This is a genomic window from Spongiactinospora gelatinilytica (assembly GCF_003236385.1).
Taxonomy (GTDB): domain Bacteria; phylum Actinomycetota; class Actinomycetes; order Streptosporangiales; family Streptosporangiaceae; genus Spongiactinospora; species Spongiactinospora gelatinilytica.
This window is the reverse complement of the sequence record NZ_POUA01000050.1, coordinates 1-15,891: the sequence shown is the minus strand read 5'-3', so window position 1 is coordinate 15,891 and position 15,891 is coordinate 1. Positions and strand designations below refer to the sequence as shown.

Genomic DNA, 15,891 nt, shown 5'->3' with positions numbered 1-15,891 from the left:
CCCCTGCGACGACGGGCCGATAATGAGCGAGCTGAGCGAGCTGATCCTGCGACGGATCCGCGACGTCCCCGACTACCCGCGGCCGGGTGTGGTGTTCAAGGACATCACCCCGTTGCTCGCCGACCACACGGCCTTCGGCGCGGTGGTGGACGAACTGGCCGGGCTGTGCGAGGGGATCGACAAGGTCGTCGGTATCGAGGCGCGCGGCTTCATCCTGGCCGCGCCGGTGGCCTACCGGGCGGGCGCGGGCTTCGTGCCGGTACGGAAAAAGGGCAAATTGCCCGCCGAAACCCTGCAGAGGTCCTACGATCTGGAGTACGGCTCCGCAATCGTGGAGGTACATCGAGACGCCTTCGAGCCCGGTGAACGGGTTCTCATCGTCGATGACGTACTCGCCACCGGCGGGACCGCGCGGGCGACCGTGGATCTGGTACGCGAGGCCGGAGCCGAGGTCGTCGGCGCGGCCGTGCTGATGGAACTGGCCTTCCTGGCCGGTCGAGACCGGCTCGCCGGTCTCGACCTGCGATCTCTTGTGATCGTCTGATCCCCCGGGGACGCCACCTCGGTGAACCGCGTGGATACACTGAGGGATCTAGACTCGAACGTGAGGAGTCTGCGTGCCCCGTGACGTGGTGGTGTCAGAGTCGACCGCAGGCGGTGCGGCCCCCGGGCCCGCCGCCCCGCCAGGCGGCCCCGTCGGCGGTGCGCCGGGGGCCGGGCAGGAGCGCCCCGCGGCACCGCCGCGGCGCGGCAGGCTGTCGCGGTTTGGGGGAGGGGCCATGAACCCGGTGCTCGAGCCTCTGTTCCGCACCGTGAAGGCGACGCACCCGAAGGCCGACCTGCGGCTCATCGAACGCGCCTACGAGGTGGCCGCCCACCACCACCGCGGCCAGAAGCGCAAGAGCGGCGACCCCTACATCACCCACCCGCTCGCGGTCGCGACCATCCTGGCCGAACTGGGCACCGACGACGAGACCCTGTGCGCCGCGCTGCTGCACGACACCGTCGAGGACACCGCCTACAGCCTGGAGGAGCTGCGCCGCGACTTCGGCGACAGCGTCGGGCTGCTGGTGGACGGCGTGACCAAGCTGGACAAGGTGAAGTTCGGCGACGCCGCCCAGGCCGAGACCGTGCGCAAGATGGTCGTGGCCATGTCGCGCGACATCCGCGTGCTGGTCATCAAGCTCGCCGACCGTCTGCACAACATGCGCACGATGCGTTACCTGCCGCCGCGCAAGCGCGAGCAGAAGTCCCGCGAGACGCTGGAGATCTTCGCCCCGCTGGCCCACCGCCTGGGCATGAACACCATCAAGTGGGAGCTTGAGGACCTCGCGTTCGCGCTGCTCTACCCCAAGCGCTACGACGAGATCGCCAGGATGGTCTCCGAGCGCGCGCCGCGCCGCGACCTGTTCCTCCAGGAAGTGATCGAGAAGGTGGCGGTCGACCTGCGGGAAGCCAAGATCCGCGCCACCGTGAAGGGCCGCCCCAAGCACTACTACTCGATCTACCAGAAGATGATCGCCAGAGATGTCGCCTTCGACGACATCTACGACCTGGTGGGCATCCGGGTGCTCGTCGACACGGTACGCGACTGCTATGCCGCCCTCGGAACGATCCACGCCAGGTGGAACCCGGTTCCCGGGCGGTTCAAGGACTACATCGCGATGCCCAAGTTCAACATGTACCAGTCGTTGCACACGACGGTCATCGGGCCCGAGGGCAAGACGGTCGAGCTGCAGATCCGCACGCACGCGATGCACCACAGGGCCGAGTACGGCGTGGCCGCGCACTGGAAGTACAAGGAAGACCTCACCGCCACCGGACCTGGCGGGGCCAAGGTCAAGCCCGGCAGCGACATGGCCTGGCTGCGGCAGCTCCTGGACTGGCAGAAGGAGACCTCCGACCCCGGGGAGTTCCTGGAGTCGCTGCGCTTCGACCTTTCGGTCTCGGAGGTCTACGTCTTCACGCCGCGCGGCCAGGTGATCGCGCTGCCCGAGGGGGCGACCCCGGTCGACTTCGCCTACGCCGTCCACACCGAGGTCGGCCACCGCTGCATCGGCGCGCGGGTCAACGGCCGCCTGGTGCCGCTGGAGTCGCGGCTGGGCAACGGCGACACGGTGGAGATCTTCACCTCCAAGTCACAGGACGCCGGGCCGTCGCGCGACTGGCTGAAGTTCGTCAAGAGCGGCCGGGCCCGCAACAAGATCCGCCAGTGGTTCTCCAAGGAGCGCCGCGAGACCGCGATCGAGGCGGGCAAGGAGGCCATCGGCCGGGCGATGCGCAAGCAGGGGCTGCCGCTGCAACGGCTGATGACGGGGGAGGCCCTGCTCGCCCTGGCCCGCGACCTGCGCTACCCCGATGTGTCCGCGCTGTACGCGGCGGTCGGCGAGGGCCATGTCTCGGCCCAGTCCGTGGTCGGCAAGCTGGTCGAGTCGATCGGCGGCGTGGACAGCGCCCAGGAGGACATCGCCGAGGCGTCCGTCCCGACCCGGCTGCGCGGGCGGCCGCGCACCGGTGCCAACGCGGGCGTGATCGTGGCCGGCGACCAGGACGTCTGGGTACGGCTGTCGCGCTGCTGCACGCCGGTCCCCGGCGATGACATCCTCGGATTCGTCACCCGCGGCCACGGCGTCTCGGTCCACCGGGTGAACTGCCCCAACGTGGAGCAGTTGCGCGCCCAGCAGGACCGCCTGGTCGAGGTGAGCTGGTCGCCCGCCGACGACTCGGTCTTCCTGGTGGCCATCCAGGTCGAGGCCCTGGACCGGCCTCGGCTGCTGTCCGACGTCACCCGCACGCTGTCGGACCACCACGTCAACATCCTGTCGGCGTCCGTGGCGACCTCCCGCGACCGGGTGGCGGTGAGCAGGTTCACCTTTGAGATGGGCGACCCCAAGCACCTCGGGCACGTCCTCAAGGGCGTGCGCAACGTGCAGGGGGTCTACGACGTCTACCGGGTGAACAACTGACGCCCTCTGGCGGTCCGTACGGCGCGCGAAGCCGCCACCCGTGGTTCGGGGTGGCGGGTGGCGCGCCGGACCGGCAGGGGTCCTTCCAGGGGCTCGGAGAGGCCCGCTGGACGGGCCGGACCGCCACCGGCGCGCGCCGGGCCCTTCAGGAGAACTCCCCGAGCGTGCGCTCGGCCTCCTCCAGCCAGGACCTACGGGCGGTCAGCGCGTCCTCGTGCTCCCTGACGTCCTTCTCCCGGCCCGCGGCGCGCGCCTGGGACAGGCGGGCCTCAAGCTGGTCGATGGAGCGGCGCAACTGGTTGACCGTGTCCTGGGCCCGGGCGCGGGCCTCGGGGTTGGAGCGCTTCCACTCCGTCTCCTCGGCCTTGCGCACCGCGTCGTCCACCCGGCGCAGCCCGCCTTCGAGGCGGTCGCGCAGCTCGCGGGGCACCGGCCCGGCCGCCTCCCAGCGCTCCAGCAGGTGTCGCAGGGCGGCGCGGGCGGTGCGCGCGTCGGTCACCGGCAGGATCTTCTCGGCCTCGGTCAGCAACTGCTCCTTGACCTCGGCGTTCTCCCGCAGGGACGCGTCACGCTCGGCGAAGACCGCCGACCGCGCCTGGAAGAACTGGTCCTGGGCGCCCTTGAAGCGTGTCCACAGCTCCTCCTCGACCTCGCGGGAGGCCCGGCCGGCCGCCTTCCACTGGCGCATCAGCTCGCGGTAGGCGGCCGCGGTCGCCCCCCAGTCGGTGGAGCTGGCCAGGGCCTCGGCCTCGGCCACGATGCGGTCCTTCTCCGCGCGGACGCCCTCGCGCTGCTCGTCGAGCCCGGCGAAGTACACCTTTCGCCGCTTGGCGAACGCCGTGCGGGCCGCCGACAGCCGCTTCCACAACGCCGCCTCGGTGACGCGGTCGATGCGGTCGGCGGCCTTCCACTCCTCGACGAGCTGGCGCAGCCGTTCGCCGCCGGACTTCCAGTGGGTGGTCTCGGTGGCGATCCGCTCGGCCTCGCCGACGATGCGCTCCTTGACCGACCGCGCCTCCGCGCGGGCCTGGTCGCGGGCCGCCTTGACCTCCTCGCGCCGCTTGGCCACCAGGTCGGTCAGGGTGTCCAGGCGGGTCAGGAGGGTGTCGAGGTCGCCCACGGCGTGGGCGTCCGTGATCGCCTCGCGCAGCTTCATGATGCCCGCCTCGGCCTGCGCGGGGGGCAGGTCGGTGCCACGTAGCCGCTGTTCGAGCAGTTCGACCTGGGTGGCGAGCTCCTCGAACTTGCGATGGAAGTAGGCCAGCGCCTCTTCGGGCTCACCGGCCTGCCAGGACCCGACGGCTCGCTCTCCCTCAGCCGTACGCACGTAGACGGTGCCGTCGTCGTCTACCCGGCCCCACGGGTCGGTGCTCACCGTGTCCTCCACTTGATAGTCCCTGACCTATGTGGCTATTACGTCAGCTCTTGCCAGAGATTGTCACGTCTTTGATTTGGACTTTCACCTTCGGGGCGGTGTTGTCCGCCAGGAACCCACCTTTGGCCACCTTGTCGAGGATGTCCATTCCCTTGCTGACGGTACCGAATGGGGTGTACTTCGGGGGGAGAGACTTGGTCTCGTCCCCGAAGATGAGGAAGAACTGGCTGCCGTTGGTGTTCTCGCCGCTGTTGGCCATCGCCACGACGCCCCTGCCGTAGGGCATGCCGCCCAGGTTCTCGTCGGCGAAGCTGTAGCCGGGACCGCCCTGGCCGTCCGTCGTCCCCTTGCCGTCGGCCTCGGCCTTCGGGTCGCCGCACTGCAGGATCGCCAGGCCGCCGGTCTCCGGGGTGACCAGCCGATGGCAACTGGTGCCGTCGAAGTAGTCCTTGCTCGCCAGGAAGGCGAAGGAGTTGACCGTGCACGGCGCCTTCATCGGCAGCATGTCCACGACGATCTCGCCCTGGCTGGTGTTGAGAGCCATCTGGGTCGCGGCCAGGTCGGGCTTGCTCGGGGGAGTGCCGACCTTCTTGGTCACCCCCTTGGCGTCCTCCGGATAGGAGCAGCTCACCTTCGTCGCGTCCAAGGGAGAGGGAGAGGGGCTGGACGCCGCCTGAGGCCGGGAATCGCCTCCGCCTATCAGCGTGACCGCGGCCACCACGCCTCCGATCACCACCACGACGCCGATCGTGGAGCCGATGACCGCGTTGCGCTTGGTCTTGGCCTGACGCTCGATCCGCCGTTGCATCTGACGCTCGTAGTGCTCACGCGCGAGCTGTCGCTGCCGCTCCTTGCCGGTTGCCACTGCCGTCCACCCTTCGAGTGTCACGCCGATGAACTAACTGAGGTGGGCGAATCGTATCGGCCAACACCTAATGGTTCGCAGCCCGGCGACCGGCACCGGTACCCTTCGGTTACATTCCCATCCGCATTCTTGACGAGATCAACTGAGGCAGATGCTGATCGCCGGCTTTCCCGCAGGGGCCTTCCAGGCCAACTGTTACGTCGTCGCTCCCGCCGCGGGCGAGGAGTGCGTGGTCATCGACCCTGGCCAGGACGCCGTCGGCGCCCTCGACGACGTCCTGCGCGAGCATCGGCTCAAGCCGGTCGCGGTGCTGCTCACCCACGGTCACATCGACCATGTGTGGTCGGTGGCCCCGGTGTGCGGGGCGCGTGACATTCCCGCCTGGATCCACCCCGAAGACCGCGACCTGCTCAGCGATCCCGGCAAGGGCTTCTCGGCCGCCTCCGCGCAGATCTTCGGCGGGCTCACCCTGAGCGAGCCCGACGACGTGCGGGAACTGGCCGACGGCGCGGTGATGGAACTGGCCGGCCTGTCGGTCACCGTCGACCACACTCCGGGCCACACTCCGGGATCGGTCTGCTTCAGGCTCGCGGGGGAGCAGGTGATGTTCTCCGGCGACCTGCTGTTCCAAGGATCGATCGGCCGTACCGACCTGCCCGGCGGCGACTACCGGCAGATCCTGACCAGCCTCGCCGGCAAGTGCCTCCCCCTGCCCGATGAGACGGTGGTCCTGCCCGGCCACGGACCACAGACCACGATCGGCCGGGAGCGCGCCGCCAACCCGTATCTGGCGGAGGCGGTTCCCCTCGCCGGTCCCACCAGGGGGATCTGAATGGCCTTCCAATCGCCCAAGGGCACCTTCGACTGGCTGCCGCCGCGCTCGGAGCGCGCGCTGCGGGTCCGCGAGGCCGTGTCCGCGCCCGCCCGCCGGGCCGGCTACGGCTACATCGAGACGCCGACCTTCGAGGACACCGCGCTGTTCGCCCGGGGGGTGGGCGAGTCCACCGACATCGTGTCCAAGGAGATGTACACCTTCGACGACAAGGGCGGCAGATCCATCACGCTGCGCCCGGAGGGCACCGCGCCGGTCGTGCGCGCGGTGCTCCAGCACGGCCTGCACAACGGCAGGCTGCCGGTCAAGCTGTGGTACTCGGGCAACAACTTCCGCTACGAGCGCGCCCAGCGTGGCCGCTACCGCCACTTCTCCCAGGTCGGCATCGAGGCCCTGGGCGCCGATGACCCGGCGCTCGACGCCGAGGTGATCCTGCTCGCCGCCGAGGGCTACGCCGCGCTCGGCCTGACCGGCGTCACCCTGCTGCTCAACACCCTGGGCTGCAAGGAGTGCCGCCCCGCCTACCGGGCGGCGCTGCAGGGCTTCCTGGCCGGCCTGGACCTGGACGAGCCGACCCGGCGGCGGGCCGAGATCAACCCGCTGCGCGTGCTCGACGACGGCCGGCCGGAGCTCCAGGCCAGGCTCGCCGCCGCACCGCTGGTCACCGACCACCTGTGCGAGACGTGCAAGGCCTACCACGAGGAGGTCCGCTCGCTGCTGTCGGCCCTGGGGGTGGCCTACACCGACGACCCCCGCCTGGTCCGCGGGCTCGACTACTACATGCGCACCACGTTCGAGTTCGTCCACGACAGGCTCGGCTCACAGTCGGCCGTCGGCGGCGGCGGCCGCTACGACGGGCTGAGCGAGATGATCGGCGGGCCGCCGCTGCCCGGGGTCGGCTGGGCCATCGGGGTCGACCGCACGGTCCTCGCGATGGAGGCCGAGGGGCTGTTCGGCGGCGAAGACCCGGCCGGGGGCGTCCCGGTCCAGGTGTACGGCGTGCCGCTCGGCGAGGAGGCGCGCCGCCGGATGTTCCGGCTGCTGGCCGAGATCCGCGCGGCCGGGCTGGTCGCCGACATGGCCTTCGGCGGCAAGGGCCTGAAGGGCGCCATGAAGGGCGCCGACCGCTCGGGCGCGCGGTTCGCGCTCATCCTGGGCGAGCGCGACCTGGCGGCGCAGGCCGTACAGGTGAAGGACCTGAGCACCGCGGAGCAGACCGAGGTGCCGCTGGCCCAGGTCGTCCACGTCTTGAAAGGGAAGATTCAGTGATCCGCACGCATACGGCCGGCTCGCTCCGCAGGGAGCACGCGGGCCGGCAGGTGACGCTGGCCGGATGGGTGGCCCGTCGCCGTGACCACGGCGGCGTCGTCTTCATCGACCTGCGCGACTCCTCGGGCAGCGCCCAGGTCGTGTTCAGGGAGGACGAGGTCGCCCACGACCTGCGCTCCGAATACTGCCTGCGGGTGGTCGGCCAGGTGCGCGTGCGGCCCGAGGGCAACGAGAACCCCGACCTGCCCACCGGCGAGGTCGAGGTCGTGGCCGACGAGGTGGCGGTGCTCAGTGAGGCCGCACCGCTGCCCTTCCCCATCGAGGGCGGCACGGGGGTCTCGGAGGAGGCCCGGCTGAAGTACCGCTACCTCGACATCCGCCGCCCGCAGGTGGCCGAGGCGCTGCGCATCCGCTCCAAGGCCACCTACCTGGCCCACCAGGTGATGGACGAGCACGGGTTCGTCTACGTCGAGACGCCCTCGCTGACCCGTTCCACGCCCGAGGGCGCCCGCGACTTCCTGGTGCCGGTCCGCCTGCAGCCGGGCCACTGGTACGCGCTGCCGCAGTCCCCGCAGCTCTTCAAGCAGCTTCTGATGGTCTCCGGGCTGGAGCGCTACTACCAGCTCGCCAAGTGCTACCGCGACGAGGATTTGCGCGCCGACCGGCAGCCCGAGTTCACCCAGATCGACGTGGAGATGTCCTTCGTCGACCAGGACGACGTCATCGCGCTGGGCGAGGCGCTGGTCGGGCGGCTGTGGAAGGAGATCGCCGGTCACGAGCTGTCCACGCCGCTGCCCCGGATGACCTACGCCGACGCCATGGCCCGCTACGGCTCCGACAAGCCCGACCTGCGCTTCGGGTGCGAGCTGGTGGACATGACCGGATACTTCTCCGGCACCTCCTTCCGGGTCTTCCAGGCCCCCTACGTCGGCGCCGTGGTGATGCCGGGCGGGGCCGGGCAGACCCGCCGCGAGCTGGACGCCTGGCAGGACTGGGCCAAGGCCCGCGGCGCCAGGGGCCTCGCCTACGTGCTCGTGCAGCAGGACGGCACCCTGAGCGGGCCGGTGGCCAAGAACCTCTCAGAGGCCGAGCTGGCGGGCCTGGCGGGCCAGACCGGGGCGCGGCCGGGCGACGCCGTCTTCTTCGCGGCGGGCAAGCCCTCCGATTCGCGTGAGCTGCTCGGCGCGGCCCGCCTGGAGATCGGCCGTCGGTGCGGGCTGATCGACGAGTCGCAGTGGTCGTTCCTGTGGGTCGTGGACGCCCCCATGTTCGAAGACGACGGCGAGGGGGGCTGGACGGCCGTCCACCACCCCTTCACCGGCCCCAAGCCCGAGTGGGCCGACAACTTCCAAGACCACCCGGCCGAGGCCCTGGCCTACGCCTACGACATGGTCTGCAACGGCATGGAGATCGGCGGCGGCTCCATCCGTATCCACCGGGCCGAGATGCAGCAGCGGGTCTTCGACGTGCTGGGCATCTCCAAGGAGGAGGCGGAGAGCAAGTTCGGGTTCCTGTTGGAGGCGTTCAAGTACGGCCCGCCGCCGCACGGCGGCATCGCCTACGGCTGGGACCGCATCTGCATGCTGCTGGCCGGCGGCGAGTCGATCCGGGACGTGATCGCCTTCCCCAAGACCGCCTCCGGCTTCGACCCGCTGACCGGCGCGCCCAGCCCGATCACCGCCGACCAGCGCAAGGAGGCCGGCGTGGACGCCCGCCCGCGCGAGGAGGAGGGCGCCGCGACCGCGTGACGGCTCGCGGCCCCCGCTGACGACGGAAGGCCGCCGCCCCTCACCGGGGCGGCGGCCTTCCGCATCGCGTCCGCTACCTGGCCAGGCGCAGGTCCTTCACGATGACCGGGAGCTTGGGGGCGTGCGAGCCGCCCTCGTCCCGGGCGTCCCCCTCGTTGGTGATCCAGCCGCCCTTGACGATCTTGTCGATCACGTCCATCCCCTTGCTCACCTTGCCGAACGGCGTGTAGGCCGGCTGGGCGTCGAGGGCCGTCGTGTCGTTGGCGTAGGAGATGGCGAACTGGCTGCCGTTGGAGTTGGCGTCCTCGGCGCCCTGCGCCATGAACACCGTGCCCCGGTCGTAGGACATCCCGCCGAGGTTCTCGTCGTTGAAGAGGTAGCCGCTGCCGCCCGCGCCGTCCGTCTTGGACTTGCCGTCCCCCTTGGCGAACGGGTCGCCGCACTGGAGCAGCGCCAGGCCGGTGGTGGCGGGCGCGGCCAGCCGGTGACACCGGGTGCCGTCGAAGAAGTTCTTCTTGGCCAGGTAGGCGAAGGAGTTGACCGTGCAGGGCGCCTTGTCGGTCGCCAGATCGATGACGATGTCGCCCTGGTTGGTCTCGATCGTCATGGTCTTCCACTTAAGGTTGGGCTTGCTCGGCGGCCTGCCCACGTCCTTGGCCGGGCTCCCGCTGTCGTCTTTGCGGTATTCGCAGGTGCCCGGCTTGCCGCCGGCGGTCGGGCCGATGGACGGGGTGGTCACCGGCGTCGAGGGCGATGGGGACTTCGCGGCGGTGGTCGCCGCCGTGCCCGCGTCGCCCCCGCCGAGCAGCGTCATGGCGGCGATGACCCCGCCCGCCACGACCACGACTCCGATCCCCGCCCCGACGGTGACGTTCCGCTTCGCCCTGGCGCTCGCCCTGCGCTCCTCGGCGGCCCGCTGAGCCTGCCGCTGTTTGTGCTGCTGCGCCAGCTCGCTCTGACGGTCGTCGCCGCTCACCGCTGTTTCCTCCAGGATGGATTGCTTGACGTACAACTCGGCGAATCGTACCGGCCCCGAGATGTGGAATACGTAAGAGCCGCAATTTGCCCGATGTGCCGGAGAGATCCGGGAGACCGGGAACCGATGGAGGCCCGGCATCCGTATTGCTGGAAACGGCCTGTACACCACGGCGCACCCATCGTGCCCCCGCTCGCACCAGGAGCATCGCATGTTCGAGCAGCTTTTCGGCCTCCCGGCCCACCCCCTGATCATCCACGCCGCGGTCGTCCTGGCCCCGCTGGCCGCACTCCTCTGCGCCGCCTACGCGCTGGTCACCGCCTGGCGCCCGCGACTCGGCTGGGCAGTGGTGGCGCTCTCCATCGCCGCCCCCGCGTCCGTCTTCGCCGCGAGGCAGAGCGGCCTGGCGCTGAAGGACCACCTGTTCCCCGACGGCGTCCCCGGCCCGATGGCCGCGACCATCGGCGACCACGAGGGCTTCGCCACACCGCTGCTGTGGACCACCACGGGGCTCGGCCTGGCCGGGCTGCTGATGGTCCTCGCCGGGCCGCGGCTGGGCAAGGTCCCCGCGGCGGCGCTGTCCGGCGTGACCGTGCTGCTCTCCCTGGCGGCCGGCTTCTACGTGATCCGCGCCGGTCACACGGGCGCGATCGCCGTCTGGGGCTGACCGCGAGGAGCGCGGACGCCGGTAGGCTGCTGCCAGTGGACAGTCTGTTCGATTCGGCGGCGGAGGAGGCGCATCGCGGGCAGGAGCCGCTCGCGGTGCGCATGCGTCCGCGCACCCTCGACGAGGTGCTGGGCCAGCGTCATCTGCTCGGCCAGGGCACCCCCCTGCGTCGGCTGGTGGAGAGCGAGGCGCCCATGTCGCTCTTCCTGTGGGGGCCGCCGGGCACCGGCAAGACCACCCTCGCCTACGTCGTCGCGGGCGTCACCAAGCGCCGCTTCGTCGAGGTCTCCGCCGTGTCGGCCGGGGTCAAGGACGTACGCGCCGCCATCGACTCGGCGCGGCGCGAGCTGGGCATGACCGGGCGGCAGACGGTCCTGTTCGTCGATGAGGTCCACCGCTTCAACAAGGCCCAGCAGGACGCCCTGCTGCCCGCGGTGGAGAACCGCTGGGTCACCTTCATCGGCGCCACCACCGAAAACCCGTTCTTCTCCGTCATCTCGCCGCTGCTGTCCCGCTCGCTGCTGCTCACCTTGGAGTCGCTGTCCGACGACGACGTGCGCGCGGTGCTGGAGCGCGCCGTCGGCGACCCGCGCGGCCTCGACGGCCGGGCCCGCCTCGCGCCCGAAGCGCTGGACCAGCTCGTACGGCTGGCCGGCGGCGACGCCCGCCGCTCCCTCACCTACCTCGAGGCCGCCGCCCTGCTGGCCGACGACATCACCGTCGAGGTCGTCGAACGCGCGGTGGACAAGGCGGCGGTCCGCTACGACCGCCAGGGCGACCAGCACTACGACGTGATCAGCGCCTTCATCAAGTCGATGCGCGGCTCCGACGCCGACGCCGCGCTGCACTACCTGGCCCGTATGGTGGAGGCCGGGGAGGATCCGCGGTTCATCGCCAGGCGCATCGTCATCTTCGCCTCCGAAGACGTCGGCATGGCCGACCCCACCTGCCTGCAGGTCGCGGTGGCCGCGGCGCAGGCGGTGGAGTTCATCGGCCTGCCCGAGGGCCGGCTCAACCTGGCCCAGGCGGTGATCCACTGCGCGCTCGCGCCGAAGTCCAACGCCGTGATCAAGGCCATCGGCGAAGCCTGCGCAGACGTCTCGCGGGGGTCGATCGGCCAGGTCCCCGTCCACCTGCGCGACGCGCACTACCCGGGGGCCGGCAAGCTCGGCCACGGACAGGGCTACAAGTACCCGCACGACTTCGAGCACGGGCTGGTCCGCCAGGACTACGCACCCGCCGAGCTGCGCGACCGCCGCTACTACGAGCCGACCTCCCACGGCGCCGAGGCCGGGTTCGCCGACCGCTGGGCCAGGATCCGCGCCTTCCTGCGGGGTGGCGGTCAGGGGTGATCCGGCCGGAGCCGTACCATCGACGGATAGGCGCCGGGCTGTCGTCCCGGCACGATAGGGTCTTTCCACTCCGCTCGACAGTGAGCCGGGTCGCCAACGAGGGGATCTGAACCACAGATGCTTACCGCGGGAGAGGTCGCGGGCCTGGTGGTCGCCATGTTCTGGGCGATCCTGGTCTGCTTTCTTGCCATGGTGCTCGTCAAGGTCGCCCGGCTGCTGAACGAGACCACCAAGATGGTCTCCGAGCTGGGCGACCGGGTCGCGCCGCTGCTCGACGACGTCACGGCCACCGTCGGCGAGGCCAACCGTCGGCTGGTCGCCGTCGAGGCCATCTCCACCGACGTCAAGCAGGTCAGCGGCCACCTCGCGCGGCTCAGCGCCATCGCCTCCACACTGGTCACCGGCCCGCTGATCAAAGTCTCCGCGCTCGGCCACGGGGTGCGCCGCGCCGCCGCCGCGCGCCGCGATCCGCACCGGCGGCCCCTGCCGGCAGGGCGGCGGCGGCGATGATCCGCAGGCTGTTCTACCTCTCCCTGGGCGCGCTCGCCGCCGTCTGGGTGATGCGCAGGCTGCGCGCCCTGCAACCCGACCACATCGCGCACCGCGCCGCCGGCCGGGTCACCGGCGCCATGGCCGGGCTGCGCGACTTCGCCGGCGACGCCATGGAGGCGGCGGCCAAGCGCGAAATCGAGCTTCGGGCCGAATACGGCCTGGACACGGGGATCGACCCGACCCTCCCTGCAAACCACTACCTGAAGGACGGCCGCTGACATGGAGTCGGCAGAGATCGCCCGCCGCTTCCTGCGCTTCTTCGAGGAGCGTGGGCACACCATCGTGCCCTCGGCCAGCCTGGTCGCCGAGGACCCGACGCTGCTGCTCGTCAACGCGGGCATGGTGCCGTTCAAGCCCTACTTCCTCGGCCAGCGCAAGCCCCCCGCCAACCGGCTCACCACCGCCCAGAAGTGCGTCCGCACTCCCGACATCGACGAGGTCGGCAAGACCACCAGGCACGCCACCTTCTTCCAGATGCTCGGCAACTTCTCCTTCGGCGACTACTTCAAGGACGGGGCCATCCCGTTCGCCTGGGAGCTGCTGACCCGCTCGGAGTCCGACGGCGGCTTCGCCTTCCCCGAAGAGCGGCTGTGGGTCACCGTCTACGAAGACGACGACGAGGCCGTCGCGCTGTGGCACGGCAAGGTCGGCGTCCCGATGGAGCGCATCCAGCGCCGCGGGCTGGCCGACAACTACTGGCACATGGGCGTCCCCGGCCCGGGCGGTCCCTGCTCGGAGATCTACTACGACCGCGGCCCCGAGTACGGCCGTGAGGGCGGCCCGGTCGCCGACGAGAACCGCTACCTCGAAGTGTGGAACCTCGTCTTCATGCAGGCGCAGCTCTCCGAGGTGCGCACCAAGATCGACTTCGACGTGCAGGGCGAGCTGCCGGCCAAGAACATCGACACCGGCATGGGCCTCGAGCGCATGGCGGCGATCCTGCAGGGCGTCGACAACATCTACGAGATCGACACCACCTACAAGATCCTGGACCGCGCGGCCGACCTCACCCGCACCCGCTACGGCCGCGACCCGCGCGCCGACGTCAGCCTGCGCGTGGTCGCCGACCACGTCCGCACCGGCACGATGCTGGTCGCCGACGGGGTGATGCTGGGCAACGAGGGCCGCGGCTACGTGCTGCGCCGCATCCTGCGCCGCTCGATCCGCAACCTGCGGCTGCTCGGCTCCGGCGACGAGCGCTACATGCACGAGCTGACCGCGGTCGCCATCGACGTCATGGGGCGCCAGTACCCCGAGCTGGTGGCCGACGCCCCGCAGATCCACGGCGTGATCGACGCCGAGGAGGCGTCCTTCCTGGGCACGCTGCGCACCGGCACCGCGATCTTCGACGTGGCGGTGGAGGAGACCAAGCGCAAGGGCGGCCAGGTGCTGGCCGGCACTCAGGCGTTCCAGCTCCACGACACCTACGGCTTCCCGATCGACCTCACCTTGGAGATGGCCGCCGAGCAGGGCCTGAAGGTGGATGAGGAGGGCTTCCGCCGGCTGATGCGCGAGCAGCGGGAGCGGGCCAAGGCCGACGCCGCCGCGAAGAAGACCGGCAACGCCGACATCTCCGTGCTCGGCCAGCTCCTGGAGCGCGCGGGCCGGGTCGAGTTCCTGGGCTACGACCAGACGGTGGCCGAGAGCGAGGTCGCCGGCATCATGATCGACAGCGCCGCGGTGCCGGCCGCGGGCGCCGGCACGACCGTCGAGATCGTGCTGAGCCGCACCCCGTTCTACGCCGAGGGCGGTGGCCAGCTCGCCGACCAGGGCGTCATCCGCACGGCCGGGGCCGAGGTCGACATCGTGGATGTGCAGTCCCCGCTCGCCGGGCTGATCGTGCACCGGGGCAAGGTGCGCACCGGCGAGGTCCGGGTGGGCGACCAGGCCCAGGCCGAGATCGACGTCGAGCGCCGCCGCGCCATCTCGCGCAGCCACACCGCCACCCACCTGGTGCACCGCGGCTTCCGCAACGCGCTCGGTGAGTCGGCCGCGCAGGCCGGGTCGGAAAACTCCCCTGGCCGCTTCCGGTTCGACTTCACCGCGGCGGGCGCGGTGCCGCCCAGCGTGCTGCGCGACGTCGAGGACGAGGTCAACGCCGTCCTGATCAACGACCTGGTGGTCAACGCGTTCTACACCACCCAGCGCGAGGCGCGGGCGATGGGCGCGCTGGCGCTGTTCGGCGAGAAGTACGGCGACGAGGTGCGCATCGTCGAGGTCGGCGACTACTCCCGAGAGCTGTGCGGCGGCACCCACGTGGCCAGTTCCGGCCACCTCGGGCTGGTCAAGGTGCTCGGCGAGTCGTCCATCGGCGCGGGTGTGCGCCGGGTTGAGGCCCTGGTGGGGCTGGACGCCTTCCGCTTCCTGGCCCGCGAGAGCGTGCTGGTCGCCCAGCTCAGCGAGCAGCTCAAGGCCCGCAGGGAAGAGCTGCCCGAGCGGGTCGAGGGCATCGTCGGGCGGCTGCGCGCCGCGGAGAAGGAGCTTGAGCGCCTGCGCTCGGCGCAGGTGCTCGCGGTGGCGGGCGAGTTGGCCGCGGGGGCGGCCGACGTCAGCGGCGCGTCCGTGGTGACCCACCGGGCGCCCGACGGCACTTCCGCCGACGACCTGCGCAAGCTGACGCTGGATGTGCGGGGCAGGTTCCCCGCCGACCGCGCCGCCGTCGTGGTGATCGCGGGCGTGCCCGCCGAGCGCCCGGTGGTGGTGGCCGCGGTCAACGAGCAGGGCCGCGCCCTCGGCCTGTCCGCGGGCCGCCTGGTCGGCGTGGCCGCCAAGGAACTCGGCGGCGGGGGCGGCGGCAAGGACGACGTGGCCCAGGGCGGCGGGGCCCGCCCCGAGTCCATCGGCGACGCCCTCCACGCGGTGCGCTCCGCGGTGGCCCAGCGACTCGCGTGAGCGAAAGCAGGCGCGCCGTGTGCCACGTTCCGGCGGCCGGGGGGCCGGAGGCACACGGTGCGTCCGTCTACAGACGGGGGTCTTTCACCCGTGCCTGTGGCACGCGGGGGGCTTCCCCTCGTACGCGCTGCACGCGGCCCTGCGGACGGCGGGCTCTCACCCGTACGTGCGGTACGCGGCCTTGGGCGGAGGGGAGTTTCACTCGCGCCCGCGCTACGCGGTCCGGCGTGCGGCGGGATTTGACTCGTGCGTGCGGTATACAGCCTTGGGCGCGTGGGAGTTTCACTCGCGTCTGTGGTACGCGGTCTCGAGGGCGGGGGCCTTTCACTTGCGCGTGCGGCATGCGGCTCTGCGGGCGGCGGGGTTTCACGCGTGCCTGTGGCGCACGGTCCGGCGG

General features: G+C 71.1%; 13 protein-coding genes. 10 read left to right on the top strand and 3 right to left on the bottom strand.

Annotated elements, in window-relative coordinates; all coding sequences use genetic code 11:
- Positions 1-19 precede the first annotated feature (19 nt).
- Entirely contained in the window at positions 20-544 is a 525-nt protein-coding gene (locus C1I98_RS09440; protein ID WP_199536824.1) for an adenine phosphoribosyltransferase, read from the top strand.
- A gap of 235 nt (positions 545-779) precedes the next feature.
- Positions 780-2,966 carry a RelA/SpoT family protein gene (locus tag C1I98_RS09435; RefSeq protein WP_111166696.1) on the top strand — a complete coding sequence of 729 codons (2,187 nt, stop codon included), beginning with the start codon at positions 780-782 and terminating at the stop codon, positions 2,964-2,966.
- A gap of 145 nt (positions 2,967-3,111) precedes the next feature.
- Here the strand turns inward: C1I98_RS09435 and C1I98_RS09430 are convergent, their stop codons facing one another.
- Both C1I98_RS09430 and C1I98_RS09425 read right to left on the bottom strand, forming a co-directional pair.
- Positions 3,112-4,341, bottom strand: coding sequence for a DUF349 domain-containing protein (locus C1I98_RS09430; RefSeq protein ID WP_111166699.1), 1,230 nt, complete (start codon positions 4,339-4,341; stop codon positions 3,112-3,114).
- 43 nt (positions 4,342-4,384) lie between these two features.
- Positions 4,385-5,206, bottom strand: a complete 822-nt coding sequence (locus C1I98_RS09425) for a peptidylprolyl isomerase (protein WP_233507590.1) — start codon at positions 5,204-5,206, stop codon at positions 4,385-4,387.
- A 151-nt stretch (positions 5,207-5,357) separates the two neighbouring features.
- On the opposite strand from C1I98_RS09425, the gene C1I98_RS09420 reads away from it, so the two are divergent.
- Genes C1I98_RS09420 through aspS form a run of 3 tightly spaced genes read left to right on the top strand, consistent with a single transcriptional unit; the run spans position 5,358 to position 9,055 of the window.
- The gene (locus C1I98_RS09420; RefSeq protein ID WP_111166695.1) at positions 5,358-6,038 is read left to right on the top strand and encodes an MBL fold metallo-hydrolase; all 681 of its coding nucleotides are present in this window, start codon (positions 5,358-5,360) and stop codon (positions 6,036-6,038) included.
- Positions 6,039-7,307 carry a histidine--tRNA ligase gene (gene hisS / locus C1I98_RS09415; RefSeq protein WP_111166694.1) on the top strand — a complete coding sequence of 423 codons (1,269 nt, stop codon included), beginning with the start codon at positions 6,039-6,041 and terminating at the stop codon, positions 7,305-7,307. It begins immediately after the preceding gene.
- Positions 7,304-9,055 (top strand): aspartate--tRNA ligase, encoded by a 1,752-nt coding sequence (gene aspS, locus C1I98_RS09410; RefSeq protein WP_111166693.1) that lies wholly within the window; start codon positions 7,304-7,306, stop codon positions 9,053-9,055. Before hisS ends, aspS begins: the two co-directional genes overlap by 4 nt.
- Positions 9,056-9,128: 73 nt before the next feature.
- Here aspS and C1I98_RS09405 read toward each other — a convergent pair whose 3' ends face one another.
- The gene (locus tag C1I98_RS09405) at positions 9,129-10,031 is read right to left on the bottom strand and encodes a peptidylprolyl isomerase (protein WP_111166692.1); all 903 of its coding nucleotides are present in this window, start codon (positions 10,029-10,031) and stop codon (positions 9,129-9,131) included.
- A 211-nt stretch (positions 10,032-10,242) separates the two neighbouring features.
- Here C1I98_RS09405 and C1I98_RS09400 point away from each other — a divergent pair, with 211 nt between their 5' ends.
- From C1I98_RS09400 to alaS, 5 genes are all read left to right on the top strand, one after another.
- A complete protein-coding gene (locus tag C1I98_RS09400; protein WP_111166691.1) occupies positions 10,243-10,698 on the top strand; it encodes a DUF2231 domain-containing protein in 456 nt (151 codons plus the stop codon).
- A 35-nt stretch (positions 10,699-10,733) separates the two neighbouring features.
- On the top strand, positions 10,734-12,050 hold the full coding sequence (locus tag C1I98_RS09395) for a replication-associated recombination protein A (RefSeq protein WP_111166690.1): 1,317 nt from the start codon (positions 10,734-10,736) through the stop codon (positions 12,048-12,050).
- Positions 12,051-12,167: 117 nt separating this feature from the next.
- Entirely contained in the window at positions 12,168-12,560 is a 393-nt protein-coding gene (locus tag C1I98_RS09390; RefSeq protein ID WP_111166689.1) for a DUF948 domain-containing protein, read from the top strand.
- The gene (locus C1I98_RS09385) at positions 12,557-12,820 is read left to right on the top strand and encodes a hypothetical protein (RefSeq protein WP_111166688.1); all 264 of its coding nucleotides are present in this window, start codon (positions 12,557-12,559) and stop codon (positions 12,818-12,820) included. The genes C1I98_RS09390 and C1I98_RS09385 overlap by 4 nt, the downstream gene beginning before the upstream one ends.
- Before the next feature lies 1 nt (position 12,821).
- Entirely contained in the window at positions 12,822-15,494 is a 2,673-nt protein-coding gene (gene alaS / locus C1I98_RS09380) for an alanine--tRNA ligase (protein ID WP_111166687.1), read from the top strand.
- Positions 15,495-15,891 lie beyond the last annotated feature (397 nt).